General features: G+C 70.5%; 18 protein-coding genes. 9 read left to right on the top strand and 9 right to left on the bottom strand.

The features are described from left to right. Positions 1–3 precede the first annotated feature (3 nt). Both G406_RS0104380 and G406_RS44565 read right to left on the bottom strand, forming a co-directional pair. Positions 4–1,209 (bottom strand): class I SAM-dependent RNA methyltransferase, encoded by a 1,206-nt coding sequence (locus tag G406_RS0104380; RefSeq protein ID WP_051341588.1) that lies wholly within the window; start codon positions 1,207–1,209, stop codon positions 4–6. After that, on the bottom strand, positions 1,206–3,329 hold the full coding sequence (locus G406_RS44565; RefSeq protein WP_084215766.1) for an APC family permease: 2,124 nt from the start codon (positions 3,327–3,329) through the stop codon (positions 1,206–1,208). The genes G406_RS0104380 and G406_RS44565 overlap by 4 nt, the downstream gene beginning before the upstream one ends. A 101-nt stretch (positions 3,330–3,430) precedes the next feature. On the opposite strand from G406_RS44565, the gene G406_RS0104370 reads away from it, so the two are divergent. Both G406_RS0104370 and G406_RS0104365 read left to right on the top strand, forming a co-directional pair. Then, positions 3,431–4,093: a potassium channel family protein gene (locus tag G406_RS0104370; RefSeq protein ID WP_028932871.1), complete on the top strand. Its 663-nt coding sequence runs from the start codon at positions 3,431–3,433 to the stop codon at positions 4,091–4,093. A gap of 8 nt (positions 4,094–4,101) precedes the next feature. Next, entirely contained in the window at positions 4,102–4,767 is a 666-nt protein-coding gene (locus tag G406_RS0104365; protein ID WP_028932870.1) for a potassium channel family protein, read from the top strand. Positions 4,768–4,837: 70 nt separating this feature from the next. Here the strand turns inward: G406_RS0104365 and G406_RS0104360 are convergent, their stop codons facing one another. Both G406_RS0104360 and G406_RS56490 read right to left on the bottom strand, forming a co-directional pair. Then, positions 4,838–5,515, bottom strand: a complete 678-nt coding sequence (locus G406_RS0104360; RefSeq protein ID WP_028932869.1) for a DUF3159 domain-containing protein — start codon at positions 5,513–5,515, stop codon at positions 4,838–4,840. After that, positions 5,512–5,889: an OB-fold nucleic acid binding domain-containing protein gene (locus G406_RS56490; RefSeq protein ID WP_028932868.1), complete on the bottom strand. Its 378-nt coding sequence runs from the start codon at positions 5,887–5,889 to the stop codon at positions 5,512–5,514. Before G406_RS56490 ends, G406_RS0104360 begins: the two co-directional genes overlap by 4 nt. Positions 5,890–5,991: 102 nt before the next feature. On the opposite strand from G406_RS56490, the gene G406_RS0104350 reads away from it, so the two are divergent. Continuing rightward, positions 5,992–6,741: an alpha/beta fold hydrolase gene (locus G406_RS0104350; protein WP_064742843.1), complete on the top strand. Its 750-nt coding sequence runs from the start codon at positions 5,992–5,994 to the stop codon at positions 6,739–6,741. A 172-nt stretch (positions 6,742–6,913) separates the two neighbouring features. On the opposite strand, the gene G406_RS53635 is transcribed toward G406_RS0104350, so the two are convergent. Further along, positions 6,914–8,368, bottom strand: coding sequence for a DUF3710 domain-containing protein (locus G406_RS53635; protein ID WP_051341586.1), 1,455 nt, complete (start codon positions 8,366–8,368; stop codon positions 6,914–6,916). Beyond that, the gene (dut, locus tag G406_RS0104340) at positions 8,369–8,839 is read right to left on the bottom strand and encodes a dUTP diphosphatase (protein ID WP_245607009.1); all 471 of its coding nucleotides are present in this window, start codon (positions 8,837–8,839) and stop codon (positions 8,369–8,371) included. A 49-nt stretch (positions 8,840–8,888) separates the two neighbouring features. Here dut and G406_RS44555 point away from each other — a divergent pair, with 49 nt between their 5' ends. Continuing rightward, the gene (locus G406_RS44555; protein WP_245607008.1) at positions 8,889–9,431 is read left to right on the top strand and encodes a DUF3093 domain-containing protein; all 543 of its coding nucleotides are present in this window, start codon (positions 8,889–8,891) and stop codon (positions 9,429–9,431) included. Positions 9,432–9,447: 16 nt separating this feature from the next. Here G406_RS44555 and G406_RS0104330 read toward each other — a convergent pair whose 3' ends face one another. Further along, positions 9,448–9,747 (bottom strand): DUF4193 domain-containing protein, encoded by a 300-nt coding sequence (locus tag G406_RS0104330; protein ID WP_028932865.1) that lies wholly within the window; start codon positions 9,745–9,747, stop codon positions 9,448–9,450. Positions 9,748–10,014: 267 nt separating this feature from the next. On the opposite strand from G406_RS0104330, the gene G406_RS0104325 reads away from it, so the two are divergent. Together G406_RS0104325 and cei are read left to right on the top strand one after the other, a co-directional pair. Continuing rightward, positions 10,015–11,091 carry a phosphotransferase family protein gene (locus G406_RS0104325; RefSeq protein WP_028932864.1) on the top strand — a complete coding sequence of 359 codons (1,077 nt, stop codon included), beginning with the start codon at positions 10,015–10,017 and terminating at the stop codon, positions 11,089–11,091. Continuing rightward, positions 11,088–11,714 carry an envelope integrity protein Cei gene (gene cei / locus G406_RS0104320; RefSeq protein ID WP_028932863.1) on the top strand — a complete coding sequence of 209 codons (627 nt, stop codon included), beginning with the start codon at positions 11,088–11,090 and terminating at the stop codon, positions 11,712–11,714. Before G406_RS0104325 ends, cei begins: the two co-directional genes overlap by 4 nt. A gap of 676 nt (positions 11,715–12,390) precedes the next feature. On the opposite strand, the gene G406_RS0104315 is transcribed toward cei, so the two are convergent. After that, complete coding sequence (locus G406_RS0104315) at positions 12,391–13,215, bottom strand: inositol monophosphatase family protein (protein ID WP_028932862.1); 825 nt, start codon at positions 13,213–13,215, stop codon at positions 12,391–12,393. Between the two features lie 135 nt (positions 13,216–13,350). On the opposite strand from G406_RS0104315, the gene G406_RS0104310 reads away from it, so the two are divergent. The 3 genes from G406_RS0104310 to G406_RS55440 all read left to right on the top strand — a co-directional run bounded on the left by G406_RS0104310 (position 13,351) and on the right by G406_RS55440 (position 16,023). Next, the gene (locus tag G406_RS0104310) at positions 13,351–14,865 is read left to right on the top strand and encodes an RNA polymerase sigma factor (protein ID WP_281172384.1); all 1,515 of its coding nucleotides are present in this window, start codon (positions 13,351–13,353) and stop codon (positions 14,863–14,865) included. Positions 14,866–15,030: 165 nt separating this feature from the next. Further along, positions 15,031–15,228, top strand: a complete 198-nt coding sequence (locus tag G406_RS44550) for a DUF7455 domain-containing protein (RefSeq protein WP_037075116.1) — start codon at positions 15,031–15,033, stop codon at positions 15,226–15,228. Between the two features lie 609 nt (positions 15,229–15,837). Then, positions 15,838–16,023 (top strand): DUF7455 domain-containing protein, encoded by a 186-nt coding sequence (locus G406_RS55440; protein WP_028932860.1) that lies wholly within the window; start codon positions 15,838–15,840, stop codon positions 16,021–16,023. Between the two features lie 223 nt (positions 16,024–16,246). On the opposite strand, the gene G406_RS0104295 is transcribed toward G406_RS55440, so the two are convergent. Continuing rightward, a complete protein-coding gene (locus G406_RS0104295; RefSeq protein WP_051341584.1) occupies positions 16,247–17,989 on the bottom strand; it encodes a DEAD/DEAH box helicase in 1,743 nt (580 codons plus the stop codon). Positions 17,990–18,087: the final 98 nt, after the last annotated feature.

Here is an 18,087-nt window from a genome sequence, read left to right as displayed (position 1 = left end):
CACCTAGCGGACGAACAGAGCCACGGCTTCCATGTGGTGGGTCATCGGGAAGGCATCGAAGGCTCGCAGACGTTCGAGGCGGTAGCCGTGGCCGGCCAGCAGCGAGACGTCGCGGGCCAGCGCCGCCGGGTCGCAGGCCACGTGCACCAGGCGGTCGGGGCCCGCGTCGGCGAGCTGGTCGACGACCGCGCGGCCGAGGCCCTTGCGGGGCGGGTCGGCGACGACGACGTCCGGCCTGCCCTCCTGGGTGAGCTCGTCCAGGGCGTGTTCCACGCGGCCGGTGCGCCACCGTACCCAGGGCAGGTCGGCCAGCGCGGCCATGCCGGACCGCACCGCGGCCCGGTCGGACTCCACGACCGTCACCACGCCGGTCCCGCCTGTCTGCTCCGCGAGCACCGCGGCCAGCACACCCGCGCCGCCGTAGAGGTCCCACGCGCGGCCTCCGGACGGAACGTCCGCCCACTGCCGGACCACGTCGGACAGGGTGTCCGCGAGCGCCGGGTGTACCTGCCAGAACGCTCCGGGAGCGACCGTCCACTCCCTTCCGGCAGCCCGGTGCGACACCGGGGCCGGGTCGCGCTCCGAGCCGGAGCTGACGTGGACCTCGCCGTCGCTGTCCAGCTCGACCTGCACCTCGTCGCCCGGTCGCCACTGCCGGGACAGCACCGGCGCCAGCATGCCGGTCGGGGCCAGTGAGCAGTCCGCGATCGGGATCACGTCGTGCTCCCGGTGCGCCCGGAAACCGGCCCAGCCATCCGGCCCGACCGCCAGCCGCACCCGCTGACGCCAGCCCAGCGGCCCACCGGGAAGCTCTTCCACCTCGACCGATCGCCGCACCCCCGCCAGCCGCTGAAGCTGCTCGGCGAGCACCTCGCCCTTGAGCGCACGCTGAGCGTCCGGCGTGGCGTGCTGGAAGTCACAACCGCCACAGCCGCCGGGGCGCGCCCAGACACACGGTGCCTCCACCCGGTCGGGAGAAGCCAGCAGGACCGTCACCGTGTCGGCCCGGCAGAACGAGCCGTGCCGGTCCTCGGTCACCACCACGCGCACCCGCTCGCCGGGCAGCGCGTGCCGGACGAACACGACCCGGCCGTCCACCCTCGCCACACAGTGACCACCGTGCGCGACCGGGCCGACGTCCAGCTCCAGTACCCGGTCCAGCCAGCTCTCGGCGACGGTCTGTTCCACTGTGTCCTTCGCGGCGTTCATCGGGGCGGTGTGGATGCGCGTGTGGTGGGGCCCTGCGAACCCGTCGGTCCGGTCGGATCGGTGGGTACGCCCGGTCCGTCACTGTTCGGCGGGCCGGGGATGCCACCCCGGGGCGGGCTGATACCCGGGTAACCGCGGCGGACCGCACCGGGCGCGCTCTCCGGCCTGCGCCGCGAGATCGCCCGCTGCTTCGCCCGTTCCGAGGACGCCAGCTGCCAGGGCACGCTGGTGACCATCACACCGGGCTGGAACAACAGGCGGCCCTTGAGGCGCAGCGCACTCTGGTTGTGCAGCAGCTGCTCCCACCAGCGGCCGACGACGTACTCCGGGATGAACACGGTCACCACGTCGCGGGGGTTGTCGGTGCGGATCCGTTTCACGTACTCCAGCACCGGCCGGGTGATCTCCCGGTAGGGCGACTCGACGACCTTCAGCGGGACCGGGATGGACCGGTCCTCCCATTCCTTCGTCAGCCTTCGGGTGTCCGCGTCGTCGACGTTGACGGTCACCGCTTCCAGCACGTCGGGCCGGGTCGCCCTGGCATATCCGAGCGCTCGGACGGTGGCCAGGTTCAGCCCGGAGACCAGCACGAACGCGTGGTTGCGTGCCGGGAGCACGGGGAGCTCCTCGCCCAGCTCGATCTCGTCGTGGACCCGCGAGTAGTGGCGGTGGATGGCCAGCATCAGCGCGTACGCGCCGCCCATCGCGGCCAGCGCGATCCACGCGCCCTGGGTGAACTTGGTGATCAGCACGAGCACAAGCACGGTGCCGGTCATCGTCAGGCCGAACCCGTTGATCGCCTGCGAACGGCGCATCCGCCGCCGGGAGGTCGGCTCCGTCTCCTTGGCCAGCAGCCGGTTCCAGTGCCGCAGCATGCCCGTCTGGGACAGGGTGAACGACACGAACACGCCGACGGTGTACAGCGGGATCAGGCGGGTCACCTCGGCCTGGAACCCGACGACGAGCACGACCGCGAAACCGGCCAGGAACAGGATGCCGTTCGAGAACGCCAGCCGGTCACCCCTGGTGTGCAGCTGGCGGGGCAGGTAGCGGTCCTGCGCCAGGATCGAGCCGAGCACCGGGAACCCGTTGAAGGCCGTGTTCGCGGCCAGCACCAGGATCAGCGCGGTGAACACGACCACGAAGTAGAAGCCCGGCCGGAAACCGGTGAACACCGCGTCGGCGAGCTGCGCGACCATCGTCTGCTGCTGGTACCCGGGTGGCGCGCCGTGCAGCTGCACCGCCGGGTTCTCGGCCACCTTGATACCGGTCATCCTGGCCAGCGCGATCATGCCCATGACCAGCGCGACCGCGATCCCGCCCAGCAGCAGCAGGGTCGTCGCGGCGTTGCGGGACTTCGGCTTCTTGAACGCCGGAACGCCGTTGCTGATCGCCTCGACGCCGGTCAGCGCCGCACAACCCTGGGTGAACGACCGCAGCACGAGGAAGACCAGTGCGAACCCGGTGAGGTGGTCACCCTCCTCGACCAGCTGGAGGTTGGCACTCGCGGCGTGGACCGGGTCGCCGAAGATCAGGATTCGGACCAGGCCCCAGATGATCATCGCCGCGATGCCGAACATGAAGGCGTAGGTCGGAATCGAGAAGGCGGTACCGGACTCCCTGATACCTCTCAGGTTCATGGCCGTCAGCAACACGATCGCGCCCACCGCGAAGGTGACCTTGTGCGTCGCGACGAACGGCACGACCGCGCCGATGTTGGCCGCGGCCGACGAGATCGACACCGCGACCGTGAGTGTGTAGTCGACCAGCAGGGCGCTCGCCACGGTGAGCCCGGCGTACCGGCCGAGGTTGACCGTGGCCACCTCGTAGTCGCCGCCGCCGGAGGGGTAGGCGTGCACGTTCTGCCGGTAGCTGGTGACCACGGTGAGCAGCACGACCACGACACACAGGCCGATCCACGGGGAGAACGCGTAGGCTCCGGCACCGGCGATCGACAGGGTCACGAAGATTTCTTCGGGGGCGTACGCGACCGAGGACAGGGCGTCGGAGGCGAACACCGGCAGCGCCACTCGCTTCGGCAGCAGGGTGTCACCCAGTTTGTCGCTGCGTTGCGGGCGGCCAACCAGGAGGCGCTTGAGCGCGGTGGTTACCTTCGGCACGGGCGCAGCCTATGCGCAGCATGCGCGCGGCATCGGTGCTGGCCCCAAGAATTCGCTGTACCGTTCCGCCGAACGTGGGACTCGAGAGGGAGACTGCTTCCGTGCGTGTAGTGATCATGGGCTGTGGGAGGGTCGGGTCGGCCTTGGCCGCCGGCCTCGAGCGGCAGGGTCATGAGGTAGCGGTCATTGACCGGGACTCCAAGGCCTTCCGCCGACTCAGCGCCGACTTCAGAGGCGAACAGGTGTGCGGCATCGGCTTCCACCGCGATGTCCTGCGCAGAGCGGGTGTCGAGGAGGCCTCCGCGTTCGCGGCCGTGTCCAGCGGCGACAACTCGAACATCATCGCGGCCAGGGTCGCGCGGGAGACGTTCGGGATCGAGCGCGTGGTCGCCAGGATCTACGACGCCAGACGAGCCGAGGTCTACGAGCGCCTCGGCATCCCGACCGTCGCGACCGTGCCGTGGACGACCGACCGGCTCATGCGGATGCTCCTGCCCGACGGCGTGGCGAGTGCCTGGCGCGATCCGTCCGGCACAGTGGCCGTGCTGCCCCTGCCGGTTCACGAGGGCTGGGCGGGCCATCCGATCGCCGAGCTCGAAGAGGCAACCGGGTGTCGGGTCGCATTCATCCTGCGTTTCGGCGCGGGGGTACTACCCAACGAAGACACCGTGATCCAGGCCGAGGACACCATCTACGTGACCGCCGTGTCGGGCACCGTGAGTGATGTCACCGTGGCCGCGGCAGCCGAACCCGAGGGGAGTTGATGAGCACCATGCGCGTCGCCATCGCGGGTGCCGGCGCCGTCGGTCGGTCGATCGCCGCCGAGCTGCTCGACAGCCAGCACGAGGTCATGCTCATCGAGCGGGACCTCTCGGCGATCGAACCGGAGACCGTCGAGCGGGCCGAGTGGGTCAACGCGGACGCCTGCGAGCTCGCCTCCCTGGAGGAGGCCGGTCTGCAGAGCTGCGACGTGGTCATCGCCGCCACCGGGGACGACAAGGTCAACCTGGTGGTGTCGCTGCTGGCGAAGATGGAGTTCGCGGTCCGTCGCGTGGTGGCCAGGGTCAACGACCCGCGCAACGAGTGGCTGTTCGACGAGACCTGGGGTGTGGACGTCGCGGTGTCGACCCCCCGCATGCTCGCCGCGGTCGTCGAGGAAGCCGTCAGCGTCGGTGACCTGGTGCGGCTCATGACGCTGCGCCAGGGCCAGGCCAACCTGGTCGAGGTGACATTGCCCGAGGCGACCCCGCTCGCCGGGCGGCCGGTGCGCGATCTGAGGCTGCCGACCGACTCCGCGCTGCTGGTGATCCTGCGCGGCGGCCGGGTCATCGTCCCCCAGGGTGACGACTCGCTCGAAGGACTCGACGAGCTGCTGCTGGTCGCCAGCCCGGACGTCGAGGAAGACGTCCGGGCTGCGTTGAACCAGCGGGAGAGCTGAGCCGGAGGAACAGGCGCCGGTCGGGCGGCCCGGTCAGATCAGACAGATCAGACGGGTCAGATCAGACAGATCAGACGGGCTGGGCCTCGGCCGACCGGTGCTGCGCCCGGCGCACGGCCCAGAAGGTACCCAGCAGCGCCAGAGCGGTGAGCGCGTAGCCGCCGATCCTGGCGACCGCGAGCCAGCCGGGTTGGTTGGCGTCGTACAGCCAGTGCTGGGCGCCGAACTTCACGGCGAACATGAAGCCCCACAGCAGCGTCGCGAACGTGTAGGCCTTCCGCAGGTCCCGGTCCGCGCGCCAGCCCTGGCCGTCGCCGTTGATGCCGTGCCAGATCACGCCGGCGAGCGGCCAGCGGATCAGGACCGAGCCGAGGAAGACCACCGCGAGCAGGCCGCTGTACCAGATCCCGAGCAGGAAGAAGTCGCGTGCCTCGCCGCTGCGATAGGCGATCAACGCGCCGATCCCGACCCCGAACAGACCCGACACGGCGGGCTGAAGTGGTTCCTTGCGGATCAGCCGCCACACGGCGATGGCCACCGCGACGCCGATCGCCGCGATCAGGGCCGGTGTCAGCGAGCTCACCGAGTTGACCAGCACGAACACCACGACCGGAACCGCGGAGTAGATCATCCCGGGGATGCCACCCATCTGTTCCAGGATGGTCGGCGTGGGCGGTGCGGCGGTCTCCGTCTCGGTTTCGGAGGCGGTGGCCGGAGAGCTGTCCTGACGGGTGTGCCGGCCCGTCACGAGGCCTGCCGCAGTTCGTAGTAGGGGTTGTAGAGCACCTTGCGGCCGTTGCGGATCGCCATTCGGCCCCGAACCTTGATCCGACGCCCCGGCTCGATGCCGGGGATCCGCCGACGGCCGACCCAGATCAGGGTGACACCGTCGGTACCGTCGAACAGCTCGGCTTCGAGTGTGGCGGCCGCGTCCTTCGGACTGAGTTCCACGGAGCGAAGCCTACCGACCACGGTGACCTCGTCCCCGCAGCGGCAGTCACAGGCGCGCTGGGCGCCGGACTTGTCGGTGTCTCGAGTCAGATCATCGGCGTCGAGGTCCTCGACGTCCGAGGTCAGCTTGCGCATGAACTTTCTCAGGAGGCCACCATCGGTGGATCCCATGCCCGCTCCAGGTGTGACGCAGTCATCGGCCGACCCGGCCGACTGATACCACAGTAACTCGCCGAACGACCATTAAGTAACGCTTGGGGCACCATGAATGTCATGCGCTCGTCACACCTCGGCGTGTTCGGTACCGGCACGCCGCTCGCCGTGCTGCTGCCCGGAAGCGGCTCCGACGAGGTCTTCGTCCGAGCCGCGTTCACCGATCCGCTGCGCACGCTCGGATACGACGTGCACGCGCCGGCCCCCGGCAGCGGCGCGGGTGTGGTCCAGAGCTATCTGGACGCACTGGACGAGGCGGCGAAACGAGGAGTTCCCCTGGTCGTCGGGGGTGTGTCGCTGGGTGCGCAGGTCGCGGCGCGGTGGGCGGCAGCGCGGTCGTCGCGCGGTGACCGGACCGTCGTGGGCCTGCTGCTCGCGCTGCCCGCGTGGACGGGTCCGCCCTCGGACGCTCCCGCCGCGCTCGCGGCGTCGCTCACCGCCTCGGCGGTGCGCCGGGACGGGCTGGCCGCCACGGTGGCGGCGACCCGGGCCCAGACGCCCGACTGGCTCGGCGCCGAGCTGGCCAGGGCGTGGAGCGGGCACGGGAGCGGGCTCGCCGACTCGCTCGACGCCGCGGCCGCGTCACCGGGTCCGGACGCGGCCGATCTCACGGCACTGCGGGTACCGGTGGGCCTCGTCGGGATGACCGACGACCCGATCCATCCGCTGTCCGTCGCCGAGGACTGGCTCACCCACCTGCCGCGCGCGGCGCTCGTCACCATGCCGCTGCGCGAGCTGGGAGCGGATCCGGCGAACCTCGGCAGAGCCGCCACCACCGCCTGGCTCCGCGCCGGTGGCGGCGCTGGATGACCTACTCACAAGTCTTCGCCGGAGCGGGCACGCGCGGGGCGACGCCCGAAGCCCGCCGCACGACCTCGCAGATCTTGATGTCGCGTCGCAGACGCTGCAGTGTCTGCGACGCGACACGAGGCTCTGCGAAGTGGTGCGGATGTGACCGGCGGATCGATGAGGCAACACACATCTAGTCGGGGCGACGGTGGCGGCCTCGCCGGGGTACCCGGGGAAGCCGGTCCTGGCTGAGCGACGCGTCGTTGGTCAGCCAGTTGTGCAGCGAGTCCGACGGCTCCGGCTCCGAGGGCTCCGGCGCCCGGTCGTCCGAGGACACCGACCACGGGTCGGGGGCCAGGGGGTCGCTCCGCAACGGCGGGCGGGGCGCGGGCGGGGGCTGGTACGGCGGTGCCGCCGGAGGCGGCGGCCTGCGGGTGTCGTCCACCGCGCCCCGGTCCGGCGGCCCCGGGACGGCGGGGCCTCTCGCCGGATAGGGATCGGGCCAGAACGACGGGGCATCGGTGAGCCGCGCCCACGCGGGCTGGTGCTCGACCGCATCGGCGCTGACCACCGGCGTCGCCATGGTCCAGGTCGATTCGACGGACAGGCGCGGAATGCCCGCGGTGTCCCATTCGGTGATGGCCGGGACGGGTGGCAGGGCGTTCGGCCGACCCCCGGGGCGCTGCCCCGGCGGCGTCACGGGTCGCAGTTCGGAGCGCCGGATGCCGATGGACCGGCTCACCTGATCGGAGCTCCACTCGGGCGCCGTCCTCGGCGCGGACGACGTGGCGGCTGGCTGGCCGAACTGCTCGTACGCGGCGGCGGCCGGCTGGTACCCCTGGTCCTGGCGGCGAGAGTCCGCCGCCGGCTCACGCGGCGACATCGGCTCCCGGGGTCGCATCTGCTCACGCGCGGCCGGTGGGGCCTGCCGGGACGCACCGTGCCATTCGTCGGCATCCCAGTCGTCGTCGGCGGCCGGTTCGGGCGCGAGCGGAACGAACGCGTCCTCGTCGCTGCGCTCGGCCGAATGCCGCCGGGCCTCGTCGACCCGTTCCTCGAGGTGCTCCGGCAGCTTCAACGGGAGCACGGTCTTGACCGGAAGCGGATCGACACCACGCACGACCACCGTGCCGCAGATCATCTCGCGCAGGGTGCTCGCCAGCTCGGCCGCACCCTCGGCGGGGCCGGTCGCCACGCCGTAGAGCATCCACCTCGGCCCGTCGACGCCGATGAACCGGGACAGCGCGCCGTTCGAGCCGGCCTGTACCTCCCGGCCCCACTCCCCCCACTCCGACCGGACCCTGGCCCCGTCGGCGCTCAGCGACGTGGCGATCTCCTCGGCCAGCTCGCGCCACAAGGGGCTGGTCCGGGGCGCGGCCAGCGCGCTCAGGCTCACCCGTCCCGACGGCACCAGCACGTGCACCGCGCGCAGCAGCTCACCGGTGCCCTTCTCGACCTGCAGCTGTGCCCTGGTGGGCATCGGGATGCGCAGCGAGCCGAAGTCGAGGGCGCCCTCCTCGTCGGGGGCGTCGGGGTCCTCGGAGTCGTACGGGCCCGCGTCGGCGCCGGACAGCCCGAGCGACGGCCTCACCGGGACCATCGACGGGCTCTCGTCGAGCTCCAGCTCCTCCTGCGCGCGCTCGGACAACTAGCCCTCACCGCCGACGGAACCTAGTGCGACGACCGGAGCCGAACCGACACCGGTCGAGCCGTAACCACCCTCGCCACGCACGGACGAGGGCAGCTCGGTCACCTCGTCGAACACGACGCGCTCGACGCGCTGCACCACCAGCTGCGCGATCCGGTCGCCCCGGCGCAGGCGCACCGGTTCCACCGGATCGTGGTTGATCAGACACACCTTGATCTCGCCGCGATAGCCCGAGTCCACCGTCCCGGGCGCGTTCACGATCGACAGCCCCGCGCGCGCCGCGAGACCGGACCGGGGGTGGACGAACCCGGCGTAGCCGTCGGGCAGGGCGAGCGCGACACCGGTGCCGACGACCGCCCGCGCGCCCGGGGCGAGCTCGACGTCCGAGGTCGTCACGAGATCAGCCCCCGCATCGCCTGGGTGGGCGTAACCGGGGACCGGCACGCCGGGGTCGAGTCGTACCAAGCTCACCCGAACACCCTCGCCGCCCGTCACGGCGGCTGAGATTACCCTGGGTGGGGTGACAGACCTGAACGGAGCAACGACGGCTGCGCCCTCCGGCACCGTGCGGTTCGACGAACGGTTGTCGGCGCCGCTGTGGTGGTGGATACCCGGCCTGGGGGTCATCGCCCTACTCGTCATCACTGTGCGGCTCGGCCATCCGACCTGGCCCGTGTGGTTGCCCGCGGTGGTTCTGCTCCCGCTGCTGGCGATCGCCATGGTGCGCACCGGGCGCGTCAGGGTGAAGGTCGTCGACCAGAACCCGGCCACCGAGGGCGGCCTCGTGCTCACGGTCGGGGCCGCCACACTGCCGGCGCGGTTCATCTCCGCCGTCACGGTCGTGGCCGCCAAGGACAAGCAACCGGTGCTGGGACCGGAGCTCGATCCAGCCGCCTATGTCGTGCACCGGCCGTGGATCGGCCCGATGGTCCAGGTGACCCTGGACGATCCCGCCGACCCGACGCCGTACTGGTTGTTCAGCGTGCGTCACCCGGAGGCGCTCGCGGAGAGCCTCCGGGCGGTACACGATCAGAGCGATCCTCGCGTCGGCCAGGACAACTGACCGACACCGATCACTGTTATGCGCAATCCCTGCAGACGGGCTGGCCATTGTGGTGCGCGGCCAGTCGGCTCCGGTGGATCACCAGGAAACAGCTGGAACAGGTGAATTCGTCTGCCTGTTTCGGCAGCACCTTCACCGTCAATTCTTCGCCGGACAGATCCGCACCCGGCAGCTCGAAGCTCTCCGCCGTGTCGGTCTCGTCCACGTCGACCACCGCCGACTGCGCTTCGTTCCGACGGGCCTTGAGCTCCTCAAGGGAGTCCTCGGCCATATCGTCGGTTTCGCTCCGGCGCGGTGCATCGTAGTCGGTCGCCATTGCTCCCACCCTCAACAAACTCAATCCTGTGTCGTGCCGCTGCACAACGTCTCAGCCCTACCATTTGTGCCCGGCAACGGAGTGACGCGCGTCTCATTGCTGTACAAGCCGCTTGTCGGGGCTCGGACGCCGTCTCCGCAGGTACTTCGATGCCGCGTCCGGCGCAGAGGGTAACTCAGCACCGCCCGTGGTCGAACCCAGTATCGACACGGGGTAAACACCCCAGGTGACACAGGACTCACATGCCGTCCGATTAGGGTGCTCGCTGTGACTCACCAGGTTGTAAGTCAGGCCGCCGCCGACCCGGTCCGGGTCGGGCGCTGGCTGGCCGACCAGCTCGGCGACCCGGCGTGGCGGGACTGCACGCTGAGCAGCGTCGGACACGGTCGTTCGAACCTCACGTTCCGGGTCGAGAGCGCCGCCGGGGCCGTCGTGCTCCGCCGTCCGCCGGTCGGCTCCGTCGCCAGCACGGCGCACGACATGGGCCGTGAGCGACGCGTGCTGACCGCGCTGGCGACCAGCGCGGTCCCGGTGCCCCGTGTCCTGGCCCACGCCGAGGACGGCGACCCGGTCGACGCACCCTGCTACGTGATGGAGATGGTCGACGGCGTCGTCCCGCTCGCCGAGCCACCCGCAGCCTGGCCGGACGAGGCGTCCCGGCGCCAGGCCGGCGACGCGCTGATCGACGTGCTCGTCGCGCTGCACCGGCTCGACCCGGGCGAGGTCGGGCTCGCCGACTTCGGCCGCCCCGACGGCTTCATGGCCCGCCAGCTGCGTCGCTGGAGCACCCAGTGGGAGACCTGGCGGGACGGCAGCGGCGTCGACCCGGCGACCGTCACCGAGGTGACCACCCTGGCGGGTGAGCTGGCGGACTCGCTGCCGGTCACCCAGCGGTCCACGATCGTGCACGGCGACTACCGGATCGACAACCTCATGTACGACCACGTCGAGCCCGGCCGCATCCGCGCCGTACTCGACTGGGAGATGTCCACGCTCGGCGATCCGATGGCCGACCTCGGGCTGCTGATGATCTACTGGCCGTCGCCGGGCGACCCCGCCATCTGGCGCAACGCGTCCCTGCTGGCCAGCCCCACCCGCGAGCCCGGGTTCCCCACGCGCGCCGAGCTGGCCGCGCGCTACGCGGCGGGAACCGGGCTGTCGCTGGAGCCGCTGCCCTGGTACACCGCGTTCGGAGCCTTCAAGCTGGCCGTGGTCCTCGCGGGCATCCTGGCCAGGGTTCAGGACGGCGCGGTGCCCGCCGAGGTCGCAGAAGGGCTCTCCGGCGCCGTGGCACCCCTTGTCGCGCTGGGCAGGCACGTACTGCGCTCCGGACTGCCCGGATGACCTCCGGTCGCGCCTACCGGCGCCGCGCCGTCCAGCCGGCCGCCGTCCTCGTCTCGGTGCTCGTGGTCGTCGTCGCCGTCACGTGGACGTACGTGTTCAGCAACACGACGGAGGGCACGTCCGGCGCGGTCTGCCCACCGGCAGCGGCCGGCCAGGCCGACCCCGGGCAGTCCCAGCCGACCACCGCGCTGGACCAGGTACAGCCCGCACCGCCGTCGCTGGTCCGGATCCGGGTGCTCAACGGCGGTGGTCAGCGCGGGCAGGCCAACCTCGTCGCCAGCCAGCTCGGCGAGCTGGGCTTCACCGAGGCCGCCGACCCGACGAACGACCCGCTCTACCCGAACGACAACCTGACCTGTCGGGGCAGCATCCGGTACGGGACCGCGGGTGTCGCCGCCGCGCGCACGGTCAGCCTGGTACTGCCGTGTGTGCAGCTGCTGAAGGACAACCGCCCCGACGACTCGGTGGACGTGGCCGTGGGCACCCTCTTCGGAGACGTGAACCCGTCGAAGGCCGCGAAGGACGCCCTGGACCAGCTGAGCGGCCCCGGCAGCCAGTCCGACACGCCCGGCCCTTCGGCGGACCCGGAACTGTTGACGAAGGCACGCGACGTGCGGTGCTAGCTGTGGTTCTTTCTGGCGGGCCCCCGCGCGTCGAAAGTTTCCGGCAGGGACCCCCCAAACCCTTCGGGCTCGGGGGGCCCGCAACCGGAAACTTCGGCGGCTACGCCGTTCGCTTCGCTCCGGCTTCGCTGCCGACGCTAGACGCGCGCTTGACTGTTCACGTTCTGCTTCGCCCGTTGCGTTTTTTACAGTGCGTCGCACTGAACCCCCTACGGGGAGACTCGCGGAGCCCACCCATGGACCGTGCCTCACCGGTGCTCGGTGCCGGGTTTGGTGAGCCGGTGAGTGGCGTGACACCCACCCCCGAGGGGCTCGTGGACTCGTGCAGGTGTTCGTCGTGGGAGGCGCATCCCAGACCAGCCACCTCACCTTGCGCCGGGTGGGCGGTGACACACGTTCCAGGAATGGGCCCCGCTAGGCACCCGAAGGGGTTCCGCCGCAGGCGGGTAGTGCATAAGGGGCGGCTCTCAGGCCGCGGCAGCAAGCGCGCGTCTAGCGAGGGCAGCGAAGCCCGAAGCGTCAGCGAGGGCGCAGCCGCCCAAATTTCCGGTTGCGGGCCCCCCGAGCCCGAAGGGTTTGGGGGGTCCCTGCCGGAAATTTCCGACGCGCGGGACAGGCCAGAACTACACACCCAGCCACAACACCCCTGCGAGCAGTAAACCCAGCCGCCACACCCCTACACCCGAGCCGCCCCCAGGGCGACGAGCGCCTCGGTCAACGGAACCACGATCCCCGGCGTAGCCGCGACGATCGCGTTCCCGAACGGCGCCTCGGGGTCCGGGGTCTGCACGACGGCGCCCGCCTCGCGGGCGATCAGCGCGCCGGCCGCCCAGTCCCACTGGTTGATGGCGTGCTCGTAGTAGCCGTCGCACCAGCCGGCGGCCACCGCGCACAGGTCCAGGGCGGCCGATCCGAAACGGCGGATGTCGCGCACCTCGGACAGCAGCGACGCGGCCAGCGCGCCCTGCCTGCTCCGCCGCTCGGCCTGGTAGCTGAACCCCGTCGAGACGAGCGCGAGTGCCAGCTCGTCGGCCCCCGACACGCCCAACGGCCGGCCGTCCACCGTGGCACCACCGCCGAGCGAGGCACTCCACACCCGGCCGGACGCCGGTTCGACGACCGCGCCGGCGAGCACCTCGTCGCCGCGAACGACCGCCACGGACACCGCGTACCACGGAATTCCGTACAGGAAGTTGACCGTCCCGTCGATCGGGTCGACCACCCAACGCAGCTGCCCGTCGTCGCCGGCCCACGAGTCCGCCGCGCTGAGTCCGGCTTCCTCGCCGAGCACCGCGTCCGACGGCCTCAGCTCGGCGAGCCTGCGGCGGAGCAGCTCCTCGACCGCCGTGTCGACGGCGGTCACCACGTCGGTCCGGGACGACTTCGTCCGAACCTCGTCGCCCGCCACCGCCTGCTTCGACGAGGCCAGCTCAGCGGCCTCACCGGCGACCTGGACGGCCACCGCCCGCAAGTTGTCGAGGTCCGGCCGATCCGAGTTCATGGCCCTATTCGAACACAGGCCCACGCCTCGGCGACGGGCCCGCCGACAGGGAATTGAAGCGCTTACCCGACACTGGAGAAACTCGCGGGCGCCCAAGGACGGCGCACCACGCCATGCGCTCGTTACAATGTCAGGGTGCCCGCGCCGGGCGCACCGGCCAGACGGTCGATCACACCCCCGGCAGGCACCCGCAGAGCTGAGGGACAACCGGCCAGTTCGGAATGTCACTCGCCAAGCCGAAAACGTCGCGAAAGGGCCCCTGTGGCAGCCGTAGAACCCGCAACCAAACCGGATACGCCCGTCGACGGCACGGCATCTCCCGCGCGACGCACTCCGCGCCGAGCCGGCGCCGCGACCGCCACCAAGACGGCCACCCGGACGCGCGGCGGGAGCAAGACCGCCGCCAAGACGGTGAAGGCCAAGACGAGCAAGGGCGAAGAGCCCACCGACGGCGAAGACCTCGAGCTGGACGGCAGCCCGGACGCCGAGGATCTGGTCGACGACGTCGACGTCACGCTGGACGTCGACACCGACGACAACACCACCGAGACCGACGACTCGGACGACGACGGCGAGGACGAGTCGGCTCCGGAGGGCATGGCGGTCGTCGTCGAGCCCGACGAGCCCACACCGTCCAAGTCGAGCCCGTCCGCGTCCCGCAAGTCCGGCGACTTCGTCTGGGACGAAGAGGAGTCCGAGGCCCTCCGGCAGGCCCGCAAGGACGCCGAGCTCACCGCGTCCGCCGACTCGGTCCGTGCCTACCTGAAGCAGATCGGCAAGGTCGCCCTGCTCAACGCCGAGGAGGAGGTCGAGCTCGCCAAGCGGATCGAGGCCGGCCTCTACGCGGCGGAGCGGCTGCGCAAGACCGCCGAGGACAAGAGCGCGTCGCAGATGAACCGCGACCTGCGCTGGATCGTGCGTGACGGTGAGCGGGCGAAGAACCATCTGCTCGAAGCCAACCTGCGACTCGTCGTCTCGCTGGCCAAGCGCTACACCGGCCGCGGCATGGCGTTCCTGGACCTGATCCAGGAGGGCAACCTCGGTCTGATCCGCGCGGTCGAGAAGTTCGACTACACCAAGGGCTACAAGTTCTCGACCTACGCCACGTGGTGGATCCGTCAGGCCATCACCCGCGCCATGGCCGACCAGGCCCGCACCATCCGTATCCCGGTGCACATGGTCGAGGTCATCAACAAGCTCGGCCGTATACAGCGTGAGCTGCTCCAGGACCTCGGCCGCGAGCCGACCCCCGAAGAGCTCGCCAAGGAAATGGACATCACCCCGGAGAAGGTGCTGGAAATCCAGCAGTACGCCCGGGAGCCCATCTCGCTCGACCAGACCATCGGCGACGAGGGCGACAGCCAGCTCGGTGACTTCATCGAGGACTCCGAGGCGGTCGTGGCCGTCGACGCCGTGTCGTTCACGCTCCTGCAGGACCAGCTGCAGTCCGTGCTCGCCACGCTGTCCGAGCGTGAGGCCGGCGTCGTGCGCCTGCGGTTCGGGCTCACCGACGGCCAGCCGCGCACGCTCGACGAGATCGGCCAGGTCTACGGGGTGACGCGCGAGCGCATCCGGCAGATCGAATCGAAGACCATGTCGAAGCTGCGCCACCCGTCGCGGTCCCAGGTGCTGCGCGACTACCTGGACTAGACGCACCCGGCACGTCCCGAAGGCCCTTCCGGTCGGCTCCTGGAGCCGACCGGAAGGGCCTTCGTCATGTCGTCACCCGACCGAGCGGTTCGCCGCCCGCCCGGTAACAGAGTTACTCGCGGTACCGATTTTCCAGGCATCACCCCGAACCGAACGGAGGAGCCGATGTCCGCCCTCGAGGCCCCATCACTCTCCGACACCCGCCCCCTGTCGCCCGCCGAACGGTGCGACCGCTGCGGTGCTCGAGCCATGGTCCGCGCCGTGCTCCCCAACGGCGGCGACCTGTTGTTCTGCGGCCACCACGCCCGAGCCCACGAGAACCGCCTCCGCGAGCTCGCCGTCGCCCTGCAGTCGGTCAGCTGACACCGCCAGCTGGCACCAGGCCGGGAACGGGCCGCACAAGCGCTTGTGCGGGCCGCTGCGCGTCCCTCCAGCCTCTCGGCCGCAGAACCGTCCAGCGCGGCCACTGGGCGCGCCAGACGGCAGTAAGACACCTTCACGACACCTGCCGGACAACCGAGCCGCACCGGTCGACGCAACCAGTCCACCGCTCCCGGCTCACCCCGGTCGAACATCTCGACACCGGAAGTTGCATCCACATACTGGGAAGGTCGCGTCGGTGAGGGACTCACCGACACCTCGACACGCGCAAAATGGGAAGAACTTTTGCGCAGACCGGCGTTCCCTGCCCTGAGCTCGGAAGCTCACCCAGAGGAACCATTTCGCCACGTCTTGTTACCGCTATTGCCGTATTGCCTGGATATAGCGTCAGGACGCATCATCAACGTGTAGTCAGTTGGACGCTCGCTGTGTTACCCAGCACACACGATGACCGTGACGGACATCGCGTCATTGCCGGGAACACGTGCGGGGGGCTCGAACGTCTGGAAGAGTGACAGCACCGCGGTTGCGCGGTGACGTCCCGCACGAGGGCACCGGACCATACCGGTGTCGGAGACGGAGGAGGCTGCCATGCCAGGAACACTTGTCGTCCGGCCCGAGCTCACCGCCGCCGACCGCTGCGACCGCTGTGGAGCAGCCGCAAAGGTTCGGGCGGTACTTCCGTCCGGCGGAGAGCTGCTGTTCTGTGGTCATCACGCGCACGCTCACGAGGCGAAGCTGCGCGAGATGTCGGTCGACCTACAGTCAGGTAGCTGACACCCTCTACCGACCAACCAAGCAGGGCGGGAACCGACCAGGTTCCCGCCCTGCTGTCTTTCCCGTGAGTGGCAAGTGGTTCTACCCCGAAGGGGCGCCGAAGGCGTAGCAACCCTGGGCACTCACGACAGCTTTATCGTCGTGAGTGCCCAGGGTTGCTATAGGACCACTTGCCACTCACGAGGTAGTAAACCCAGCCACCCACGAACCGCCGGCCACCCACTCACCGCCAGGTACGAAGGGCCGCGATCCGCTCCTCCAGCTGCTCCACACTCGCCATGGCGGTGGGCGGCCCACCACAGGAGCGCCGCAGCTCCCCGTGGATGATCCCGTGCGCCTTACCGGTGCGGTGATGATGCAGCGCGACGAGCGTGTTCAGCTCCTTGCGCAGCCCCGACAGCCGCTGATGCATCGACTCGGGCCGTTCGGCGACCGAGGACCGCGCGGGAGCGGCGGCAGCGGCCGAAGCAGCCGCCGTGGTCCGATCCGCGACCTGCTGCTGCTGACGTTGCTGCAACAGTGCCCGCACCTGGTCAGGCTCCAGCAGACCCGGTAGGCCGAGGTACTCCTGTTCCTCGTCGGACCCGGCGAACGCGGCGGTGCCGAACGAGGCACCGTCGTAGATCACCTGATCGAGTTCGGCGTCGGCACCCAACGAGGTGAACGCCTTCTCGTCCTCACCTGGCTCGTCGCGCTGCGCCTGCGCCTGCGCGAGCAGCTCGTCGTCCCAGCCCTCCTTCGGGCGGTCCGGTTTGCCCAGCGCGTGGTCGCGTTGCTTCTCCAGCCCCGAGGCCAGCTCCAGCAGGGCCGGGACACTCGGCAGGAAGACACTCGCCGTCTCCCCCGGACGCCGTGCCCGGACGAACCGGCCGACGGCCTGGGCGAAGAACAGCGGCGTCGAAGCGCTCGTCGCGTAGACACCGACCGCCAGCCTCGGCACGTCGACGCCCTCGGACACCATCCGCACCGCGACCAGCCAGCGTTCGTTCGACGCCCCGAACGAGGCGATGCGGGCCGAGGCGCCTGCTTCGTCGGACAGCACCAGCACCGGCGGCACCCCGGTCAGCCGGGTCAACAGCGCCGCGTACGCACGGGCGGTGGTCTGGTCGGTGGCGATCAGCAGGCCGCCCGCGTCCGGCACACCCCCGGCACGCAGCTGGGAGAGCCGGGTGTCGGCCGCGGCGAGCACCGAGGAGATCCATTCGCCCGCCGGGTCCAGCGCGGTGCGCCACGCGCGCGCCGTCTGCTCCGCGGTGAGCGGTTCACCCAGCCGGGCGGTGAACTCCTCGCCCGCGCTGGTCCGCCAGCTGGCCTGACCCGAGTAGGCGAGGAAGACCACCGGCCGCACGACCCCGTCGCGCAACGCGTCGGAATAGCCGTAGGAGTGGTCTGCCTTGCTGTGCAGGACGCCCTCACCGTCCGGCTCGTAGGTCACGAACGGGATGGGGTTGTCGTCCGACCGGAACGGGGTCCCGGTGAGCGCCAGCCGCCGCGTGGCGGGCTCGAACGACTCGCGGACCGCGTCACCCCAGGACTTCGCGTCACCCGCGTGGTGCACCTCGTCCAGGATGACCAGGGTCCGTCGCGCCTCGGTGCGGGCGCGGTGCAGCACAGGGTGGGCCGCGACCTGCGCGTAGGTCAGAACAGCACCCTGATAGGCCGACGACGTGGCGCCGCTGGTGTTGCGGAACTCGGGGTCCAGCGCGATGCCGGCGCGGGCCGCCGCTTCCGCCCACTGGTACTTCAGATGCTCGGTCGGTGTGACCACGGTCACCGCACTCACGGTGCGGTCGGCCATCAGCTCGGCGGCGATCCGTAGCCCGAAAGTGGTCTTACCCGCGCCCGGGGTCGCCGCGGCGAGGAAGTCCCGTGGCTTGGCCGTCAGGTAGCGGGTCAGTGCTCGACGCTGCCAACTCCGCAGTCCTGGGGTCTTCTGGCTCGGTGTTCCTGAGACGGGCTCGGACACACGACTCCTCTCCGCTGCGTGACCAGGCAGGACACGACCGCGTCACGACGTGGCTGCGCTGCCACGCCAGGACACTGACCAACACGCCTTCGCTCGAC

It is taken from the genome of Actinospineispora spinosispora DSM 44797, from assembly GCF_000429025.1.
Taxonomy (GTDB): Bacteria; Actinomycetota; Actinomycetes; order Mycobacteriales; family Pseudonocardiaceae; genus Pseudonocardia; species Pseudonocardia spinosispora.
This window is presented reverse-complemented; position numbering and strand designations above follow the sequence as displayed.

Coding starts and splice junctions, on each gene's coding strand:
- G406_RS44550 (WP_037075116.1), top strand. CDS start 15,031: ATGTCCGCCCTCGAGGCCCCATCACTCTCCGACACCCGCCCCCTGTCG.
- G406_RS0104365 (WP_028932870.1), top strand. CDS start 4,102: ATGCGCGTCGCCATCGCGGGTGCCGGCGCCGTCGGTCGGTCGATCGCC.
- G406_RS56490 (WP_028932868.1), bottom strand. CDS start 5,889: ATGGGATCCACCGATGGTGGCCTCCTGAGAAAGTTCATGCGCAAGCTG.
- cei (WP_028932863.1), top strand. CDS start 11,088: ATGACCTCCGGTCGCGCCTACCGGCGCCGCGCCGTCCAGCCGGCCGCC.
- G406_RS0104330 (WP_028932865.1), bottom strand. CDS start 9,747: ATGGCGACCGACTACGATGCACCGCGCCGGAGCGAAACCGACGATATG.
- G406_RS0104380 (WP_051341588.1), bottom strand. CDS start 1,209: ATGAACGCCGCGAAGGACACAGTGGAACAGACCGTCGCCGAGAGCTGG.
- G406_RS0104350 (WP_064742843.1), top strand. CDS start 5,992: ATGCGCTCGTCACACCTCGGCGTGTTCGGTACCGGCACGCCGCTCGCC.
- G406_RS55440 (WP_028932860.1), top strand. CDS start 15,838: ATGCCAGGAACACTTGTCGTCCGGCCCGAGCTCACCGCCGCCGACCGC.
- G406_RS0104315 (WP_028932862.1), bottom strand. CDS start 13,215: ATGAACTCGGATCGGCCGGACCTCGACAACTTGCGGGCGGTGGCCGTC.